This window comes from Burkholderia sp. Ac-20392 (assembly GCF_017104585.1).
GTDB classification, from domain to species: Bacteria; Pseudomonadota; Gammaproteobacteria; order Burkholderiales; family Burkholderiaceae; genus Burkholderia; species Burkholderia lata.
Window position 1 is genome coordinate 1 of record NZ_JAAGPB010000172.1, and the last position, 15916, is coordinate 15916.

The 15916-nt window shown below is 67.5% G+C and carries 11 protein-coding genes, 1 pseudogene and 1 riboswitch; of the genes and pseudogenes, 7 read left to right on the forward strand and 5 right to left on the reverse strand.

The window, feature by feature from the left end:
• Together G3N99_RS19600 and G3N99_RS19605 are read left to right on the forward strand one after the other, a co-directional pair.
• Nucleotides 1-545, forward strand: a pseudogene (locus tag G3N99_RS19600) (alpha/beta hydrolase); the annotation flags it as partial.
• A complete protein-coding gene (locus tag G3N99_RS19605; RefSeq protein ID WP_174937722.1) occupies nucleotides 542-973 on the forward strand; it encodes a MarR family transcriptional regulator in 432 nt (143 codons plus the stop codon). The pseudogene G3N99_RS19600 and the gene G3N99_RS19605, both read left to right, overlap by 4 nt.
• Before the next feature lie 105 nt (nucleotides 974-1078).
• On the opposite strand, the gene G3N99_RS19610 is transcribed toward G3N99_RS19605, so the two are convergent.
• Entirely contained in the window at nucleotides 1079-1585 is a 507-nt protein-coding gene (locus G3N99_RS19610) for a 6,7-dimethyl-8-ribityllumazine synthase (RefSeq protein WP_206123228.1), read from the reverse strand.
• Nucleotides 1586-1651: 66 nt separating this feature from the next.
• Nucleotides 1652-1808: riboswitch (FMN riboswitch) on the reverse strand.
• Between the two features lie 367 nt (nucleotides 1809-2175).
• On the opposite strand from G3N99_RS19610, the gene G3N99_RS19615 reads away from it, so the two are divergent.
• The 3 genes from G3N99_RS19615 to otsA all read left to right on the forward strand — a co-directional run bounded on the left by G3N99_RS19615 (nucleotide 2176) and on the right by otsA (nucleotide 8393).
• Nucleotides 2176-4254 (forward strand): TonB-dependent receptor, encoded by a 2079-nt coding sequence (locus G3N99_RS19615; protein WP_206123229.1) that lies wholly within the window; start codon nucleotides 2176-2178, stop codon nucleotides 4252-4254.
• 469 nt (nucleotides 4255-4723) lie between these two features.
• The gene (locus tag G3N99_RS19620; RefSeq protein WP_174937716.1) at nucleotides 4724-6343 is read left to right on the forward strand and encodes a methyl-accepting chemotaxis protein; all 1620 of its coding nucleotides are present in this window, start codon (nucleotides 4724-4726) and stop codon (nucleotides 6341-6343) included.
• Nucleotides 6344-6986: 643 nt separating this feature from the next.
• Nucleotides 6987-8393: an alpha,alpha-trehalose-phosphate synthase (UDP-forming) gene (gene otsA, locus G3N99_RS19625; protein WP_011355125.1), complete on the forward strand. Its 1407-nt coding sequence runs from the start codon at nucleotides 6987-6989 to the stop codon at nucleotides 8391-8393.
• Nucleotides 8394-8400: 7 nt separating this feature from the next.
• Here otsA and G3N99_RS19630 read toward each other — a convergent pair whose 3' ends face one another.
• Complete coding sequence (locus G3N99_RS19630; RefSeq protein WP_174937714.1) at nucleotides 8401-8868, reverse strand: OsmC family protein; 468 nt, start codon at nucleotides 8866-8868, stop codon at nucleotides 8401-8403.
• Between the two features lie 83 nt (nucleotides 8869-8951).
• Entirely contained in the window at nucleotides 8952-10928 is a 1977-nt protein-coding gene (ftsH, locus tag G3N99_RS19635) for an ATP-dependent zinc metalloprotease FtsH (protein ID WP_174988833.1), read from the reverse strand.
• A 481-nt stretch (nucleotides 10929-11409) separates the two neighbouring features.
• Here ftsH and G3N99_RS19640 point away from each other — a divergent pair, with 481 nt between their 5' ends.
• Nucleotides 11410-13074: an acid phosphatase gene (locus G3N99_RS19640; RefSeq protein WP_206123230.1), complete on the forward strand. Its 1665-nt coding sequence runs from the start codon at nucleotides 11410-11412 to the stop codon at nucleotides 13072-13074.
• Nucleotides 13075-13175: 101 nt separating this feature from the next.
• On the opposite strand, the gene G3N99_RS19645 is transcribed toward G3N99_RS19640, so the two are convergent.
• Together G3N99_RS19645 and G3N99_RS19650 are read right to left on the reverse strand one after the other, a co-directional pair.
• Entirely contained in the window at nucleotides 13176-14672 is a 1497-nt protein-coding gene (locus tag G3N99_RS19645) for an FAD-dependent oxidoreductase (protein WP_206123231.1), read from the reverse strand.
• A gap of 263 nt (nucleotides 14673-14935) precedes the next feature.
• On the reverse strand, nucleotides 14936-15145 hold the full coding sequence (locus tag G3N99_RS19650) for a hypothetical protein (protein WP_089427420.1): 210 nt from the start codon (nucleotides 15143-15145) through the stop codon (nucleotides 14936-14938).
• Nucleotides 15146-15606: 461 nt separating this feature from the next.
• Between G3N99_RS19650 and G3N99_RS19655 the strand changes: the two genes are divergently transcribed.
• The coding region (locus G3N99_RS19655; RefSeq protein ID WP_206123232.1) for a nuclear transport factor 2 family protein at nucleotides 15607-15916 on the forward strand (310 nt) is incomplete at its 3' end.

Here is a 15916-nt window from a genome sequence, read left to right on the forward strand (position 1 = left end):
TCCTGCGCGCGGCCGTGCTGGTCGCCGCGCATGCGGGCAGCACGCGGCTGATCACGCAGGCGGCCGAGCGCCTGAAGGTGCGGCTGATCCTGCGCGTGCTCGGCCCGCTGATGGCGGCGCTGCTCGGCTACGTGCCCGGCAAGCGGCTCGGGCTCGGCGAGGACATGCCGGCCGGCGTGTTCCGCGAATGGAGCCGCTGGACGACGCTGCCGCACTATTTCTTCGACGATCCGACACTCGGCGCGGCCGAGCGTTACGCGAAACAGCAGTTGCCGATCCTCGCGCTCGGCTTCGACGACGACCCGTGGGCCAACCCGACTGCGATCGGGCTGCTGGTAAGCTATCTGACCCGCGCGGCGGTCGAACGCCGCCAGATCGATCCGCACACGGCGGGCAGCGGCCCGGTCGGGCACATGGGCTTCTTCCGCAGCCGCCCCGGCACCGTGTTGTGGCCCGACGTAGCCGACTGGCTCGCGCAGGCCCTCGACACGCCGCGAACCGCGGGCCGTCCCTCCCTTTCCATTGCAGCCGGGAACCCAGCTTGAGCGAAGACCGACGACTGTTTTTCATGTTGAACATCGGCCAGCGGCGCGTGCAGCGCTGGATCGACCGCAAGGCGGAGACCGAGACGCGCGCGAGCGCCGCGCAGGCCGGCGCGCTGTTTTGCCTTGCGAAACAGGATGGTGCGCTGATCGGCGAAGTCGGCGCCGCGCTGCAGCTTGCGCCGTCCGCGATGACGGGGCTCGCCGACCGGATGGCGAAAGCCGGCCTGATCACGCGTCATGCCGATTCGGACGACGGCCGCGCGACACGCCTGTACCTGACCGACGAAGGCCATGCGGCGCTCAAGCGTGCGCGCGTGCTGTTGCGCGAACTCAACGGCAAGCTGTGCGACGGGTTTTCCGACGACGAACTCGATGTCGTCGCGCGCTGGCTGCATGTGCTGCAGGAGCGGTTTCCGGTGGAACGCTGAGCGGCGGCGAAGACGCCGTGTCGTCACCGCCTTCTTGGTCACGCCGTACGCGCGATCTCACGTGCCGCAGCGCAAACGCCGCAGCGGCACGTGCCCGGCCAGGCGTCAGGCAGCCTGCGGCAGCGCAGCGGCCACGGACCCCGCCTTCAGCGCCGCGACCTTGCCGATCGTATCGACGCACGCGTGCGCGAGTTCCGCGCCCTTCACGAGGAAGTGCTCGTGGAAGTAGGCGACATGTTCGGCCCCGTGGAAATGATGCGGCGTCAGCACCGCCGACAGCACCACCACGCCGGTTTCGAGTTGCACCTGCATGAGACCGGAAATCACTGCTTGCGCGACGAAGTCGTGGCGATAGATGCCGCCATCGACGACCAGGCCGGCGCACGCGATGGCCGCGTATTTGCCGGTGTTCGCGAGCAGTTTGGCATGCAGCGGAATTTCGAAAGCGCCTGCCACTTCGAAGAAATCGCAATCCGCCTGGCGCAGGTTCGCGTTGACGAGTCCGTCGACGAACGCGTTGCGGCACTGGTCGACGATCTCCTTGTGCCAGCACGACTGGACGAAGGCGATACGCGGAGCGGCAGTGTGGGAGGGGGAAGCAAGTTGGGTCATCGATAGGTCCTGTGTGAGTTGAATGGGCGCACAGGGACAAGCGGCGTACCTTGCGTACGCAACGAACCCCGCTCTCTCTCATCCGGACTTTAACCGTCGGCCCCGGAATCCAACCGGGTCTGCTGACCTTGCCGCGCACATGCGTGCCGGCAAGCGCTCGCGGGCTACGCGCAATCGCGCGATTACCGCCGGTGGGGAATTTCACCCCGCCCTGAGAACGTTCGCGGCACATTGGCCGCGCCGGAAATCTATCACACTCCCTTCGGACTGGTGCGTCGACGTCACCGCGCGTTCCGTGCACTGGACGAACCCACGGCCCGCCTTTCCCGTGATCGGCCCGCCGCTCCAGCCGCCTTTTCGCCGATCCGACGGAAACCTTGCGACGACCTGCCATCCGGCTTGGAATTTGAAATGATATAACATATCATTTCGCGTGCTCGTCCGCCTGACGCCGTTTCACTGTGGGTGGCCGAGCCCCGCCGAGCCATGTTCCAACGGGTTACTGCGCGCCGCAGACGCAACAATATATCGTATCCAGCCGTGACCCGCATCGCTCGTTATCCGATCCGATTCCAACCGATTCACCGACCATGCGCGACCTCCCTCGTCTACCGCTTCGCCCGCTCTCGTCTCTATCGCTGATCCTGTTCGCCGCTGTCGCGCACGCACAGACCGAACCACCCGCCGCGTCCGGCACGCCACCGACCACCCCGCTCGCCCCGATCTTCGTGACCGCGAACCCGCTCGGCGACAACGAGCTGATCGCGCCGACCGTCCAGCTTTCCGGCGATGCGCTGACACGCCGCCAGGCCGATTCGCTCGGCGAAACGCTGAACGGGCTGCCGGGCGTGTCGACCACCACCTACGGGCCGATGGTCGGCCGCCCGATCATTCGCGGGATGGACGGCGACCGGATCCGGCTGCTGCAGAACGGCGTCGCGGCCTACGACGCGTCGTCGCTGTCGTACGACCATGCGGTGCCGCAGGACCCGCTGTCGATCGAACGCGTCGAGATCGTGCGCGGCCCGGCTGCACTGCTGTATGGCGGCAATGCGGTGGGCGGCGTCGTCAACACGATCGACAACCGGATTCCGCGCGAAGCGATCCAGGGCGTGACGGGCGCGCTCGACGCGCGCTACGGCGGCGCGAACTCGGTGCGCGCGGGCGCCGCGCAGGTCGAAGGCGGCAACGGCCGCTTCGCGTTCCACATCGATGCGTTCGACCGCGAAACGAGCAAGCTGCGGATTCCCGGCTACGCACGCAGCAGCGCGCAACGCGCGATCGACGGCCCCGACACGCCGCAGCCGTACGGCAACGTGCCGAACAGCGACGGCCGCGTGCACGGCGGCGCGGTCGGCGCGTCGTACACGTGGGCGGACGGCTTCGCGGGCCTGTCCTACAGCGGCTACGAATCGAACTACGGCTCCGTCGCGGAAAGCGACGTGCGGCTGCGGATGCGCCAGGAACGCCTCGCGCTCGCGTCCGAGGTGCGCAACCTGAGCGGGCCGTTCACGAAGCTGAAATTCGACTTCGCGTACACCGACTACCGCCACAAGGAAGTCGACAACGGCGAGACCGCGACCACCTTCCGCAATCGCGGCTACGAGGCGCGCATCGAGGCAACGCATCGCAAGATCGGCCCGTTCGAAGGCGCGATCGGCGTGCAGTTCGGCCAGAACACGTTCTCCGCGCTGGGCGACGAGATGCTCGTGCCGTCCACGCGCACGAACAGCGTCGCGCTGTTCGGCCTCGAGGAATGGCAGGTCGTCCCCGCGCTCAAGCTGAGCCTCGGCGGCCGCTTCGAGCACGTGAAGGTCGATCCCGATCCGGCCGGCGTCGAGAAATTCGCGGGGGCGCAGCCGCGCGAATTCAACGCGGGCAGCCTGTCGGCAGGCGCACTGTTCTCGCTGACGCCCGTGTGGTCGGTCGCGGCCAACGTCGCTTACACTGAACGCGCGCCAACCTTCTACGAGCTGTATTCGAACGGCCCGCACGATGCGACCGGCCAGTTCCTGATCGGCAACCCGAATGCGTCGAAGGAAAAGGCCGTGTCGACCGACCTGTCGCTGCGCTACGCGAGCGGCCCGAATCGCGGCAGCGTCGGCGTGTTCTACAACCGCTTCTCGAACTACCTGACCGAGTACAACACGGGCCGCGTGGTGAACGACGACGGCGAACCGGTCGCACCCGGTACCGATGGCTCGCTCAACGAGGCGATCTACCGTGGCGTGCGCGCCGAGTTCTACGGCATCGAGCTGGACGGCAAGTGGCGCGCCTTCGCGCGGCGCGGCCATACGGTCGACCTGGAGCTGACGGCCGACTACACGCACGCACGCAACGTCGACACGGGCCAGCCGCTGCCGCGTATCGCGCCGCTGCGCGCGACGCTCGCGGCCGACTACGGCTACGGCCCGTTCGGCGCACGCGCGCAGGTCACGCATGCGTGGTCGCAGAACCGCGTGCCCGACAACGACTTCTCGACGGATGGCTACACGTCGCTCGGCGTGATGCTCACCTACAAGTTCCGCGTCGGCCCGACGCACTGGCTCGCGTACCTGCGCGGCGACAACCTGACGAACCAGGAGATCCGTTATTCGACTTCGGTCGTGCGCGGCTTCGCACCGGAAGGCGGCCGCAGCGTGATGGCCGGGTTGCGCACCACGTTCTGACCCTCTCATGGCCCGCGGCGCCCGCCGCGGGCCTCTTTTCCGGCGCCCCCACTGCGCCGCGAATTTCCGCTTGCCGGCCATTACCGCCAATCGCGCGGCACACACCGATGGCGCCTATCGGTTCCATCCCCAATTAGTTTCCAACAGAAATCCTTTTATTCACCCATAAATCGAAACAAATTCATCAGACGATTATTAGCAAAAAGACTTTTTTTGTTTCACCCAAGAAAACCGGTTTCAAATTCCACGTATAAACCTTTGAATCACGGGCGCGCTGGCGGGTTTTGATCGAAATCAAGAACGCCCGCCTGGTAAGGTTTCCAGTGCTAAAAAAACTAATATCAGGGTTTTCAACGGGTAAAGAATCATCCGGTATACCCGTTAATGCCGGCACGAGCCCGTATCTGGTCGAACAATAATTTCAATTCGTCAACCACACGCACAGAGGCACACTGTGAAAATCGCCAGAATGAGCATCAAAACAAAACTCCTTGGCGGCTTCGGCCTGCTCGCCGCGGTCGTCGTGATCGTGTCGGGCATGGCACTCAAGGCGCTATCCGATACGAACGCCGAGTTTTCCCGCTACATGAACGGCATCAACGCGCGGGCGACCCTTTCCGCGCAAATCCGCACCGCGGTCGACCGGCGCGCGATCGCCGCGCGCAACCTCGTACTCGTGACCAAACCGTCCGATCTCGCGCTCGAACTGGCCGAGGTGAACCAGGCGCACAAGGACGTGCAGGACCATCTCGCAAAGCTCAAGGACATGATGGCGAACGCGACCGACACCTCCGATCGCGCGCGCGAACTGGTGGGCGACATCGTGCGCATCGAAGGCAGCTACGGGCCCGTTGCACTGCGCATCGTCGGGCTCGCGCAGGCCGGCAAGAAGGACGAGGCGACCGCCGACATCGACGACAACTGCCGGCCGCTGCTCGCGCAACTGGTGCGCGCCACCGACGCATACGCGACCTATACGCATGAACGCGAACTCGCGATCGCGCAGCAATTCGCGGATCGCTATGTGATGGAGCGCAACCTGCTGGCCGGCATCTGCCTGATCGCGGTGATGGTCGCGGCATGCGGCGGCCTGTGGCTGACGCGCAAGATCACGGTGCCGATCGGCTCGGCCGTCGACGTCGCGCGCACGGTCGCGAACGGCGATCTCGGCAGCCGCATCAACGTGAGCGGCAACGACGAGACGCGCGATCTGCTCGAAGCATTGCGAACGATGAACGAGCGATTGATCGGCATCGTCGGTCGCGTGCGCGATTCGTCGAACAGCATCGCGCATGCGGTCAGCGAGATCGCGTCGGGCAACCTCGACCTGAGCCAGCGCACCGAGGAACAGGCCGCGTCGCTGCAGGAAACCGCCGCGACGATGGAGGAATTTACGTCGACGGTGCGATTGAACGCGGAGAACGCGCAACAGGCCAGCTCGCTCGCCGCGAACGCATCGGACGTCGCGCAGCGCGGCAGCTCGGTGGTCGGCCGCGTGGTCGACACGATGACGGAGATCGGCCACAGCTCGTCGAAGATCGCCGACATCACCGGCATCATCGAAGGCATCGCATTCCAGACCAACATCCTTGCGCTGAACGCGGCCGTCGAAGCGGCACGTGCCGGCGAACAGGGTCGCGGCTTCGCGGTGGTCGCGAGCGAGGTGCGCAGTCTCGCGCAGCGCTCGTCGACGGCGGCGAAGGAGATCAAGGAACTGATCTCCGCGTCGGTACAGACGATCCGCGACGGTTCCGAACTCGCGGGCGAAGCCGGCAAGACGATGTCGGACGTCACGCAGGCCGTTGCGCGCGTGACGGACATCATGGGCGAGATCGCGGCCGCGTCGGCCGAGCAGAGCCGCGGCATCGACCAGGTGAACCTGACGATCACGCAGATGGACGAGACGACGCAGCAGAACGCGGCGCTCGTCGAGCAGGCCGCGGCCGCATCGAAGTCGCTCGAGGCGCAGGGCCGCGAGCTGTCCGAAACGGTTGCCGCGTTCCGGATGCCGTCCGGCACGCACGTGACGTCGCCGGGCGCATACGCGCAAGAGCCCGTCGCGCCTCACTGGCAACCGGCCACCGCGTAACCGATCCCGCAAGGAGGCGACGATGCGCACGCTGTTCCACCGCACTGCCTGCGTCACGCTTGCGCGCACCGCGCGACGCGCGGCCGAACGCGGCATGCGGTGCTGCTGCGCATCGTCACCGTCCGGCGCGGCCGGTTCGCATCCACGACGTCGCGCGTCGCCGATTCGCGTCGCGCGCTCGCGGCACGCCTACGTGTAGCTCGGTGTAGGTCGCGCGTCGGCGCAGCCGCCGCATCGACGGTCGTTTCTACCGACCGGCGCGGCCTCGTGCGCGCGTTCTGACCTGCACATCGTCACGCACGATCGCACGCGATGCGCCCGCTTCCGCATCGCATGACGCACGCTGCGTTTGCAACTCTGCGCAAGTTTCGATCCCGCCCGTGTATCGCGCGTTGCCACACCGGCGACATGGAGATCGCGCTGCATTCGCACGCGCGTCGCTCGCCGATGCAGACTTTTAAAACGAACGAATGACGAGTATGCTTAAAAAAGCACTCCCCGTTCGGACGGCGAATCGCGTGCCCTGACTCCCGTCCGATCGCATTGCGGCCCCATCGTTGCGCGCACCGCGCGTCGATGGCGGCGTCTGCTTCTCGCGCCACGGCCGCACGAACCATTCCCCCAACAATCGTCAGGAGAGCTGGTGAGCCGACTCGTCGTCGTATCCAATCGCATTGCAGATCCCCGTAAAGCCGCGGCCGGCGGGCTCGCCGTCGCCGTGAAAGACAGCCTGCAGGAATCCGGCGGCGTCTGGTTCGGCTGGAGCGGGAGGCTGCGCGGCGGCGACGATCAGCCTACGCATGGCGACGAGGTGCAGATCCAGAACGTCGGCGGCATCCAGCTCGCGACGATCGATCTCGACCCGCAGGATTACGACGCGTACTACCTCGGTTATTCGAACAACGTGCTGTGGCCGGTGTTTCACTACCGGCTCGATCTCGCGCAGTTCGACCGCCGCTTCGCCGACGGCTACCGGCGCGTCAACCAGTTGTTCGCGCGCAAGCTGCGCACGCTGCTGCGGCCCGACGACACCATCTGGGTCCACGACTACCAGCTGATTCCACTCGCCGCCGAGTTGCGCGCGATGGGCTGCACGAATCCGATCGGCTTCTTCCTGCACATCCCGATGCCGCCGCCGCCGATCATGGCCGCGATCCCGGAACACGAATGGCTGATGCGCTCGCTGTTCGCCTACGATCTCGTCGGCTTCCAGACCGAGTCGGATCTGCTCCACTTCGAGCACTACGTCGAAGCGGAAGCCGGCGCCGCGCGGCTGCCCGACGGCCGCCTGCGCGCGTTCGGCCGCACGCTGTCGGCCGGCGCGTTCCCGATCGGCATCAACGTCGACGAGTTCGAATCGCTCGCACGCGATCGCGACGGCATCGACATGTTCGAGCGGATGCGCGACGAGTATTCGCGCCGCCAGCTGCTGGTCGGCGTCGACCGGCTCGACTACACGAAGGGGCTGCCGCAGCGCGTGCATGCGTTCCGCCAGTTGCTCGAGCAGTATCCGGAGAACCGCAACCGCGCGACGCTGATCCAGATCGCCGCGCCGAGCCGCGAGGATCTCGGCGCGTACGACGACCTGCGGCGCGAGATGGACAGCCTGTGCGGCGCGATCAACGGCGACTACGGCGAGCTCGAGTGGATGCCGATGCGCTACATTCACCGCACCGTTGCGCGCAAGCGCCTGCCGGGCCTCTATCGCGCGAGCCGCGTCGCACTCGTCACGCCGCTGCGCGACGGAATGAACCTCGTCGCGAAGGAATTCCTCGCCGCGCAGGACGCGGCCGATCCGGGCGTGCTCGTGCTGTCGCGTTTCGCCGGTGCGGCCGAGCAGTTGAAGTCGGCGCTGCTCGTCAATCCGTACGACACGCAAGGCACCGCGCAGGCGATCCAGCGCGCGCTCGCGATGCCGCTCGAAGAACGCCGCCAGCGTCACGCGGCGTTGATGGCGATCGTGCGCAAGACCGACGTGCACTGGTGGCGCACGCGTTTTCTCGACGCGCTCGCCGAAGCAGCCGAAGTCGCGGCCGCGACCGAATCCTGACGCGCGCTCACGCGTCCGTCGCCGCGTATTCGAGCGCCGCGCCGTTCACGTCGCACAGATCGACCGAAACCGGAATGCCTTCGCGCAGGCTCTCCGTCAGTACGCAATACGCATCGAACTGATCGAGCACGCGCGTCGCGGCCGCGAGATCGGCCCACGTCTTGCCGATCGACAATCGTACCGACATCGCGCCCACCCGCACCCTGCCTGCTTCGTTCTGCACCATGTCGACGTCGATATGCGCGGCAATCGGCTGCGGATCGACATGCTGCTTTTCCAGCGCGAACAGCAGGCTCGCCGCGAGACAGGTCGCGACGGCCGCGGCCAACAACCGGATCGGGTTCGGCCCGCGTCCGTCGCCGAGCGGCGGCGGTTCGTCGGTGAGCACCGGTGCCAGCGTCGTGCCGGCAAATACCACTTCGAAACAGAAACGCGCCTGCTGCGCGACATCGACCGATACGTGCGCCTCGCTCATGGCGACTCCGTGGAGATCAACGGGGAAAGGAATGCCGGCACGCAGTCGCTTCGACGCGCGCCGCTCGCAGGTTCGCGGCATCTTCAGCGCTCGGGTTCGCGTGGCGGCCCGTACGCGACGAAATCGCGCTCGACTGCTGACGCCTGCTCCGTTTCGACCGCGCCGCCGCGTGCGCCGGCTTCGTCGTCCGGCGCCGCCGTCGTTGCCGACGATGGTTCGTCGCGCCCGTCGATCAGCGCCTGCAGTGCGTCACGTTCGAGCACCTCGCATTGCAGCAGTCGGCGTGCGATGCGTTCGAGCGCATCGCGGCGTTCGCCGAGTGTCGTCGCGACTCGTGCATGCGCGTCGGTCAGCAGCGTGCGCACCTCGTCGTCGATCATCCGCGCGGTGTGCTCGCTGCAGCGTCCGTCGCCCGCATGCCATGCGCCGGGCATGCCCTGGCGCGCATCGCCGTCGTCGAACGTCGCGAGCCCGATCTTCTCGCTCATCCCGTACTGCATGACCATGTGGCGCGCCATCGCGGTCGCGCGTTCGAGATCGTTCTGCGCGCCCGTCGACACGTCGCCGAACACGAGTTCTTCGGCCACGCGGCCGCCGAGCAGTGCATCGATTCGGTCGAGCAGCTCGCTTCGGCGCAACACGTAGCGATCCTCGGTCGGCACCTGCTGCGTATAGCCGAGCGCCGCGACGCCGCGCGGAATGATCGACACCTTCTTCACCGGGTCGCAATGCGTGCGGCTTTCCGCGACGAGCGCGTGTCCGGCCTCGTGATACGCGATGGTCAGTTTCTCCTGTGCGTTCATCACGCGGCTCTTGCGCTCGAGGCCCGTCAACGCGCGGTCGATCGCCTCGTCGAAGTCGGCCATGCCGATTGCCGGCTTGCCGAGTTCGGCCGCATGCAGCGCCGCCTCGTTGACGACGTTCGCGAGATCCGCGCCGACGAAGCCCGGCGTGCGCGACGCAAGTTCGCCGAGATCGACGTCGGCCGCGAGCTTCACGCGCTTCACGTGCACGCCGAGGATCTGCCTGCGGCCATTCACGTCAGGGCGGTCGATCGCGATGTGGCGATCGAAGCGGCCCGGCCGCAGCAGCGCGGGATCGAGGATCTCCGGGCGGTTCGTCGCGGCCATGATGATCACGCCGGAGCCGGCCTGGAAGCCGTCCATCTCGACGAGCAACTGATTGAGCGTCTGCTCGCGTTCGTCGTTGCCCGACATCGGGCCGACGCCGCGCACCTTGCCGAGCGCATCGAGCTCGTCGACGAACACGATGCACGGCGCCTTCTGCTGCGCCTGCTCGAACAGGTCGCGCACGCGCGCCGCACCGACACCGACGAACATCTCGACGAACGCCGAGCCGCTGATCGAGAAGAACGGCACAGCCGCCTCGCCGGCCACCGCGCGCGCAAGCAGCGTCTTGCCGGTGCCCGGCGCGCCGACCACCAGCACACCCTTCGGGATCTTGCCGCCGAGCCGCTGGTAGCGGTCGGGGTTGCGCAGGAATGCGACGAGCTGCTGCAGCTCGGCCTTCGCTTCGTCGATGCCCGCGATATCGTCGAACGTGATGCCGGTTTCCTGCTGCACGTACACGCGCGCGCGGCTCTTGCCCATCCCGGTGAAATCCTGCAGCCCGCCGCGCTTGCGCAGCATCATGTTCCAGATGAACACGAACAGCACGAGCGGCAGCAGCCACGATGCCAGCGATGCGATCCAGCTCGTGTCGGGCGCGCCGTGATAGCGGATGCCGGCGGCGGTCAGCGCGTCGGTCAGGTGCTCGTCGGTCACGCGGTTGGTCGTGAAGCGCCACGGCGCGCCGCCCTGCTGCACGGCCGCCACTTCGGACGCCGGCAGCATCGTGCCGGCCTGTGGCATCTTCAGCGTGCCCGAGATCGATACGGGGCCGACTTCGAGATCGTCGACGAGCCGTGCGGCGACGAGCCGGTGGAAATCGCTGTACGCGATCGACGCCGACGTCGGATGCAACATCAGCAACTGCGCGGCGAACAGCACGAAGAAGCCCGCCGCGATCAGCAATCCCGGGTAGTCGAATTTCCTGTCCATGGCATCGGGCCGGACGTGCGCGCTACGCTTGCGTTGCGCGGCACGGCGGACGTGTGCGGGCACGCGCGCAGCCGGCGCGCGCCATCGGCGGCCATGCGGAAGCGGCCTTCATGCGCGCCATCGTCGCCTCGCTTCATCGCCTCGTTCGTCGCATCTATGGCACCGCGACGACGCCGTCGGCCGGCGCCGTCGGGCGATCCTCGCCCGGGCGGCACGCTGCGACGCGCCGCCCCTGAATCCAGTCTAGCTCGCGCGCGCGCGTCGCGCATCGCCCGAGGCGCGACTCGAATCGTCCGACAAACACCTTTCATCCGCCCCCGTTGCCGCGTTATAGTCGCATTCGTGACATTTTTGTGACAGATGCATCGCACCTGCCCGGACGCAACACGGGCCGTTGCTTTCCATCCCGCGACGCGGCAGCCTGTGCGACGCCGCCGCGCATCACGCCCCCGTCCACCCGCCCATTCGAGGAACCCACGACGTGAACGACACCCCCGATCGCCCCGACGACCTTCCCGCCGATCCCGACCGCCGCCGCGTGCTCGGCGGCCTCGCCGCGCTCGGTGCGGGTGTCGCGCTCAGCGGCTGTGAAACCACGGCAGGCAGCGCGCCGCGTTCCGCCGCCGACCTGCGCATCGATGAAGCGTTGCGCCAGCGCGTGCGCCACATCGTCGTGATCTACGCGGAAAACCGCAGCTTCGCGAACCTGTACGGCGATTTCCCGGGCGTGCGCCATCCGCTGAGCGAAGTGCGGCCCGAACACGCGCAGCAGCTCGATCGCGACGGCAAGACGCCGCTGCCCGTCTTGCCGAAGATCTGGGGCGGGCTCGTGCCGCAGGCGCAGGAAGTGGACGGCAAGCGCTACGCGATCGCCGAGCGCGACATCGACAAGCTGCCGAATGCGCCGTTCCTGATTACGGACGCACAGGGCAAGGCGCTGCCGAACGGCGTGATCACGCGCGACCTGTGGCACCGCTTCTACCAGAACCAGATGCAGATCGCGGCGGGCCGCAACAACCAGTTCGCCGCGTGGGCCGATTCGGGCGGCCTCGTGATGGGCCACTATCGCAATTCGGCCGACACGCTGCGGCTGTGGAATCTCGCGCGGCAATACACGCTGTGCGACAACTTCTTCATGGCGGCCTTCGGCGGTTCGTGGATGAACCACATGTTCCTGATCTCCGCGCAGCCGCCGCTGTATCCGGATGCGCACAAGCATCCGCATGCGGCGAAACTGCTGTCGAAGGTCGAAGGCGACGATCCCACCGGTACGCGCCTGAAGCTCGCCGACCATTCTCCGGCGTCAGCACTCGACGGCCCGCCGAAGTTCGCGGCCGACGGCCCGCTGACGCCGGACGGCTATGGCGTGAACACGATGGCGCCGCCGTACCAGCCGAGCTACGTGCCGCCGCCCGATCCGGGCAACGCCGCGTATGCGGATCCGGCCGACCATCGCGTGATGCCGCCGCAGGGCTATGCGACGATCGGCGATCGCCTGTCGGAAAAGAACGTCGACTGGGCGTGGTACAGCGGTGCGTGGCAGTACGCGCTCGAGCATCGCGACACGGGCAACGTGCCCGATTTCCAGTACCACCACCAGCCGTTCAACTATTTCGTGAACTACGCGCCGGGTACCGACGCGCGCGGCAAGCATCTGCGCGACGCCGGGCTCGGCGACGAGCCGTCGACCAATCACCTCATCGCCGACATCGACGCGGGCCGCCTGCCGGCCGTCACGTTCTACAAGCCGCAGGGCAACCTGAACATGCATGCCGGCTACGCGGACATCGAATCGGGCGACCGTCACATCGCGACCGTGATCGACCATATCCGGCGCGGGCCGCAATGGGACAACACCGTGATCGTGATGACGCATGACGAGAACGGCGGCTGGTGGGATCACGTCGCGCCGCCGGAAGGCGATCGCTGGGGGCCGGGCTCGCGGATTCCGGCGCTCGTGATCTCGCCGTTCGCGAAGAAGGGTTTCGTCGATCACACGCTGTACGACACGAACTCGATCCTGCGCTTCATCAGCCGCGTGCACGGGCTCGCACCGCTCGACGGCGTGGTCGCGCGCAACAAGGCGTTCGCCGCGCGCGGCGCGACGCCGCCGGGTGATCTGACGAATGCGCTCGATCTCGGCTAGGCGCCGACTGGCCTGACTGATTGGCAGCCTGGCTGCCTGAAACGACGACGCCCCGGGCAATGCGATTGCCCGGGGCGTCGTTCATTTCCGGCCTGAAAACGCTACGCGGCGCGGCGCACTGCGTCGCACTCCACTTGCGCGGCGTGACGCCCGGCCTGCCGGCCGAAGAACGTCGCGTCGGCCAGCGACAGCCCCGAGCTGTACCCGGCGCCCCAGCGCGGCAGCCCGCAGGTCGTACGGCCCGCCGCATAGAGCCCCGGCACCGGCGCGCGTGATGCATCGACCACCTGCCCGGTCGGCAGCGTGTCGAGCCCGCCGAGCGTGAAGTGCGGATAGAACGCATAGTCGATCCGGCAATCGAGCGCGACGAACGGCGGCTCGATCAGCGGCTGCAGCCACTTCTTCGCCTTGTGGAACAGCGGATCGACACCTTCGGCCGCATGGCGGTTGTAGACGTCGACGGTCGCCGTCAGCGTGCCGGCCGGCATCTGCAGGTCGCGTTCGACTTCCTCCCACGTTTCGCCGGCCGCCGCGATGCCGATCCGCGCGATCGCGGGCGGCTCCTGATACGTCGCCTGGTCGACGAGCAGGTAGATCCGGTCGTCGGCCTGGTGAAATGCGTGATGACCCGTGCGGCCGTGATAGCCATCCTCGTTGATGAAGCGCTGGCCGCGCGCGTTCACGAAGATCCCCTTGATCAGCGCTTCGGGCGCGTAGAACGGCAGGCTGACGAAGCCTTGATCCATGTGGATCGCCGCGCCGCCCGCGCTCTGGCCGAGCAGGATGCCCGAGCCGTCGTCGCCGGGGCTGCCGATCGGTTCGTCCGAGCGCAGGAACTGCGGCGCATGCCGGCGCACCATGTCGCGGTTCATCGCGAAGCCGCCCGCGCACAGGATCACCGCACGACGCGCCCGCACGAATGCCGTTTCGCCATAGGCGCGCAGCACGACGCCGCGCACCGCGCCGCCATCGTCGACGATCAATGCGAGCGCGCGCGTGTCGTAGCGTGTCGCGACGCCAAGCGCCGCCACGCGTTCGGCCAGCACGCGCATCAGCATCTGCCCGCCGCCCCAGCCCGGCCATTGCGGCGTGTGCCCGCGCGGGCACGGCTTCGCGGCCTCGCTGAACGGCCAGGCTTCCTCGCTGCCCGACCAGATCAGGCAATCGTCGGTTTCCGGTTCGACGATCCGCTCCGCGATGAACGTGTTCTTGTACGTGAGGCCCTGCGCGACGAGCCAGTCGTGGTGCGCCAGGCTTTCGTTCGCGTAGAGGCGCACCTTCGCGTCGTCGGCGTCGCGGCCGCCGGCCAGCATCAGGTAGCGGTACAGATCCTCGGTGTCGTCGGTAAAGCCGGCCTGCCGCTGCGCGGGCGTGCCGCCGCTGCCGCCGAGGTAGATCTCGCCGCCCGACAGCGCGCTCGTGCCGCCGTAGCTCGACGCGCGCTCGACGATCAGCGTGTCGGCGCCGGCGCTCGCGGCTTCGATCGCCGCGCAGGCGCCGGCCGCGCCGAAGCCGACGATCACGACATCGTGTTCGGCATCCCAGCGATGCACGTCGCGGGCATTCAGGGGGTGAGTCAGGGAATAGTCGGATGACATGAGAAATGGGTCAGCGTTGGGGAAGTCTGCGGAAAGCGGTGGGGGTGGCGAGGGCCTGACGCGGATGTCTCCGCGGGCCCCATTGCCGAGACGGACGTACAACGGCGCGCGTGCAGAACGCCCACCGTCACATGTCCGGATGAAGTCGAACCGCGTGAAGCGGGATCGCCGCGCGGCGATTCAACCGTGGGCGTAGCGAAAGCATCCGTACGCCATCGCGCCGCCACGGCTTCCGCGCTGTGCGGCGCGCGGCCGTGCCGGCGTCACATGCCGCGCATCGCGGCGAAACCGAAGTGCGACGGATCGATCGGCACGCAACCGGTCGGCAGGCCGTTCGCGTCGACCGAGCGGCATTGCAGGATGCCGGCTGCATACGGCGGCGACGGGACCTGATCGGCGCCGTATCGCGCCATCGCCATGGCAGCGAACGTGCCTATCGCCAATACGCACAGCTTGCGAGTCGTCAGTCTCATGATCGTCGTCCCCTCCGGTTGTCCGCTGGTGCGGTTCGTGTCCGGCGTGCATCGCATGCGGCACCGGATGACTGCACGGTAGCCAGCGCCCGGCCGCCGGCCATCGTCCGTTTCGACTAGGGGCAAACGCTGAGCGGACGATGCGCGACCTGACGCATCGCAACATCGCGCGCTCCGGCTTCGCCCACGTGGATGAAACGCGATACGTCGTGCGCCAGTCGCAGCCGGCCGCACGAATCGTCAGACGCATGTCGCGCACCGGTCGCTGCGCCGCACCATCCATGCACCTTCACGTAACGCGTGACGGCCTGCCCCGGTGTTTTCCCCGACCCTCGCCCTGCTCCGTATGGATGATGAATCCCGGCCTGCCCGGTGCGAACCTGCGCGTCGACGTCGCAATGCCGCCGCGTCGGCCCGCCTCGCGCGGCCGACGCGTTCCGTTCTTCCACGGGAGCCCACGCATGACCGATTCCAATCCCCGCCACGCGCTGTACGAACTGGCGTGCCGCTACGCGCAAGCCGTCGACCGGCGCGACTGGCCACGCCTCACCGCACTCTTCACCTCCGATGCCACCCTGGCCGGCCCCGGCTTCCGCTTCGACGACCGCGACGCGATCGTCGCGGGCATGCGCGTGATCGAGCGCTACGAAGCGACCCAGCATCACGTGCACAACCAGCTCGTCACGCTCGACGGCGGCGAGGCCGATGTCGAAACCTACGGCGTCGCCTGCCACGTCTACGTGCGCGACGGCGTGAAGCGCAAGCTCGACT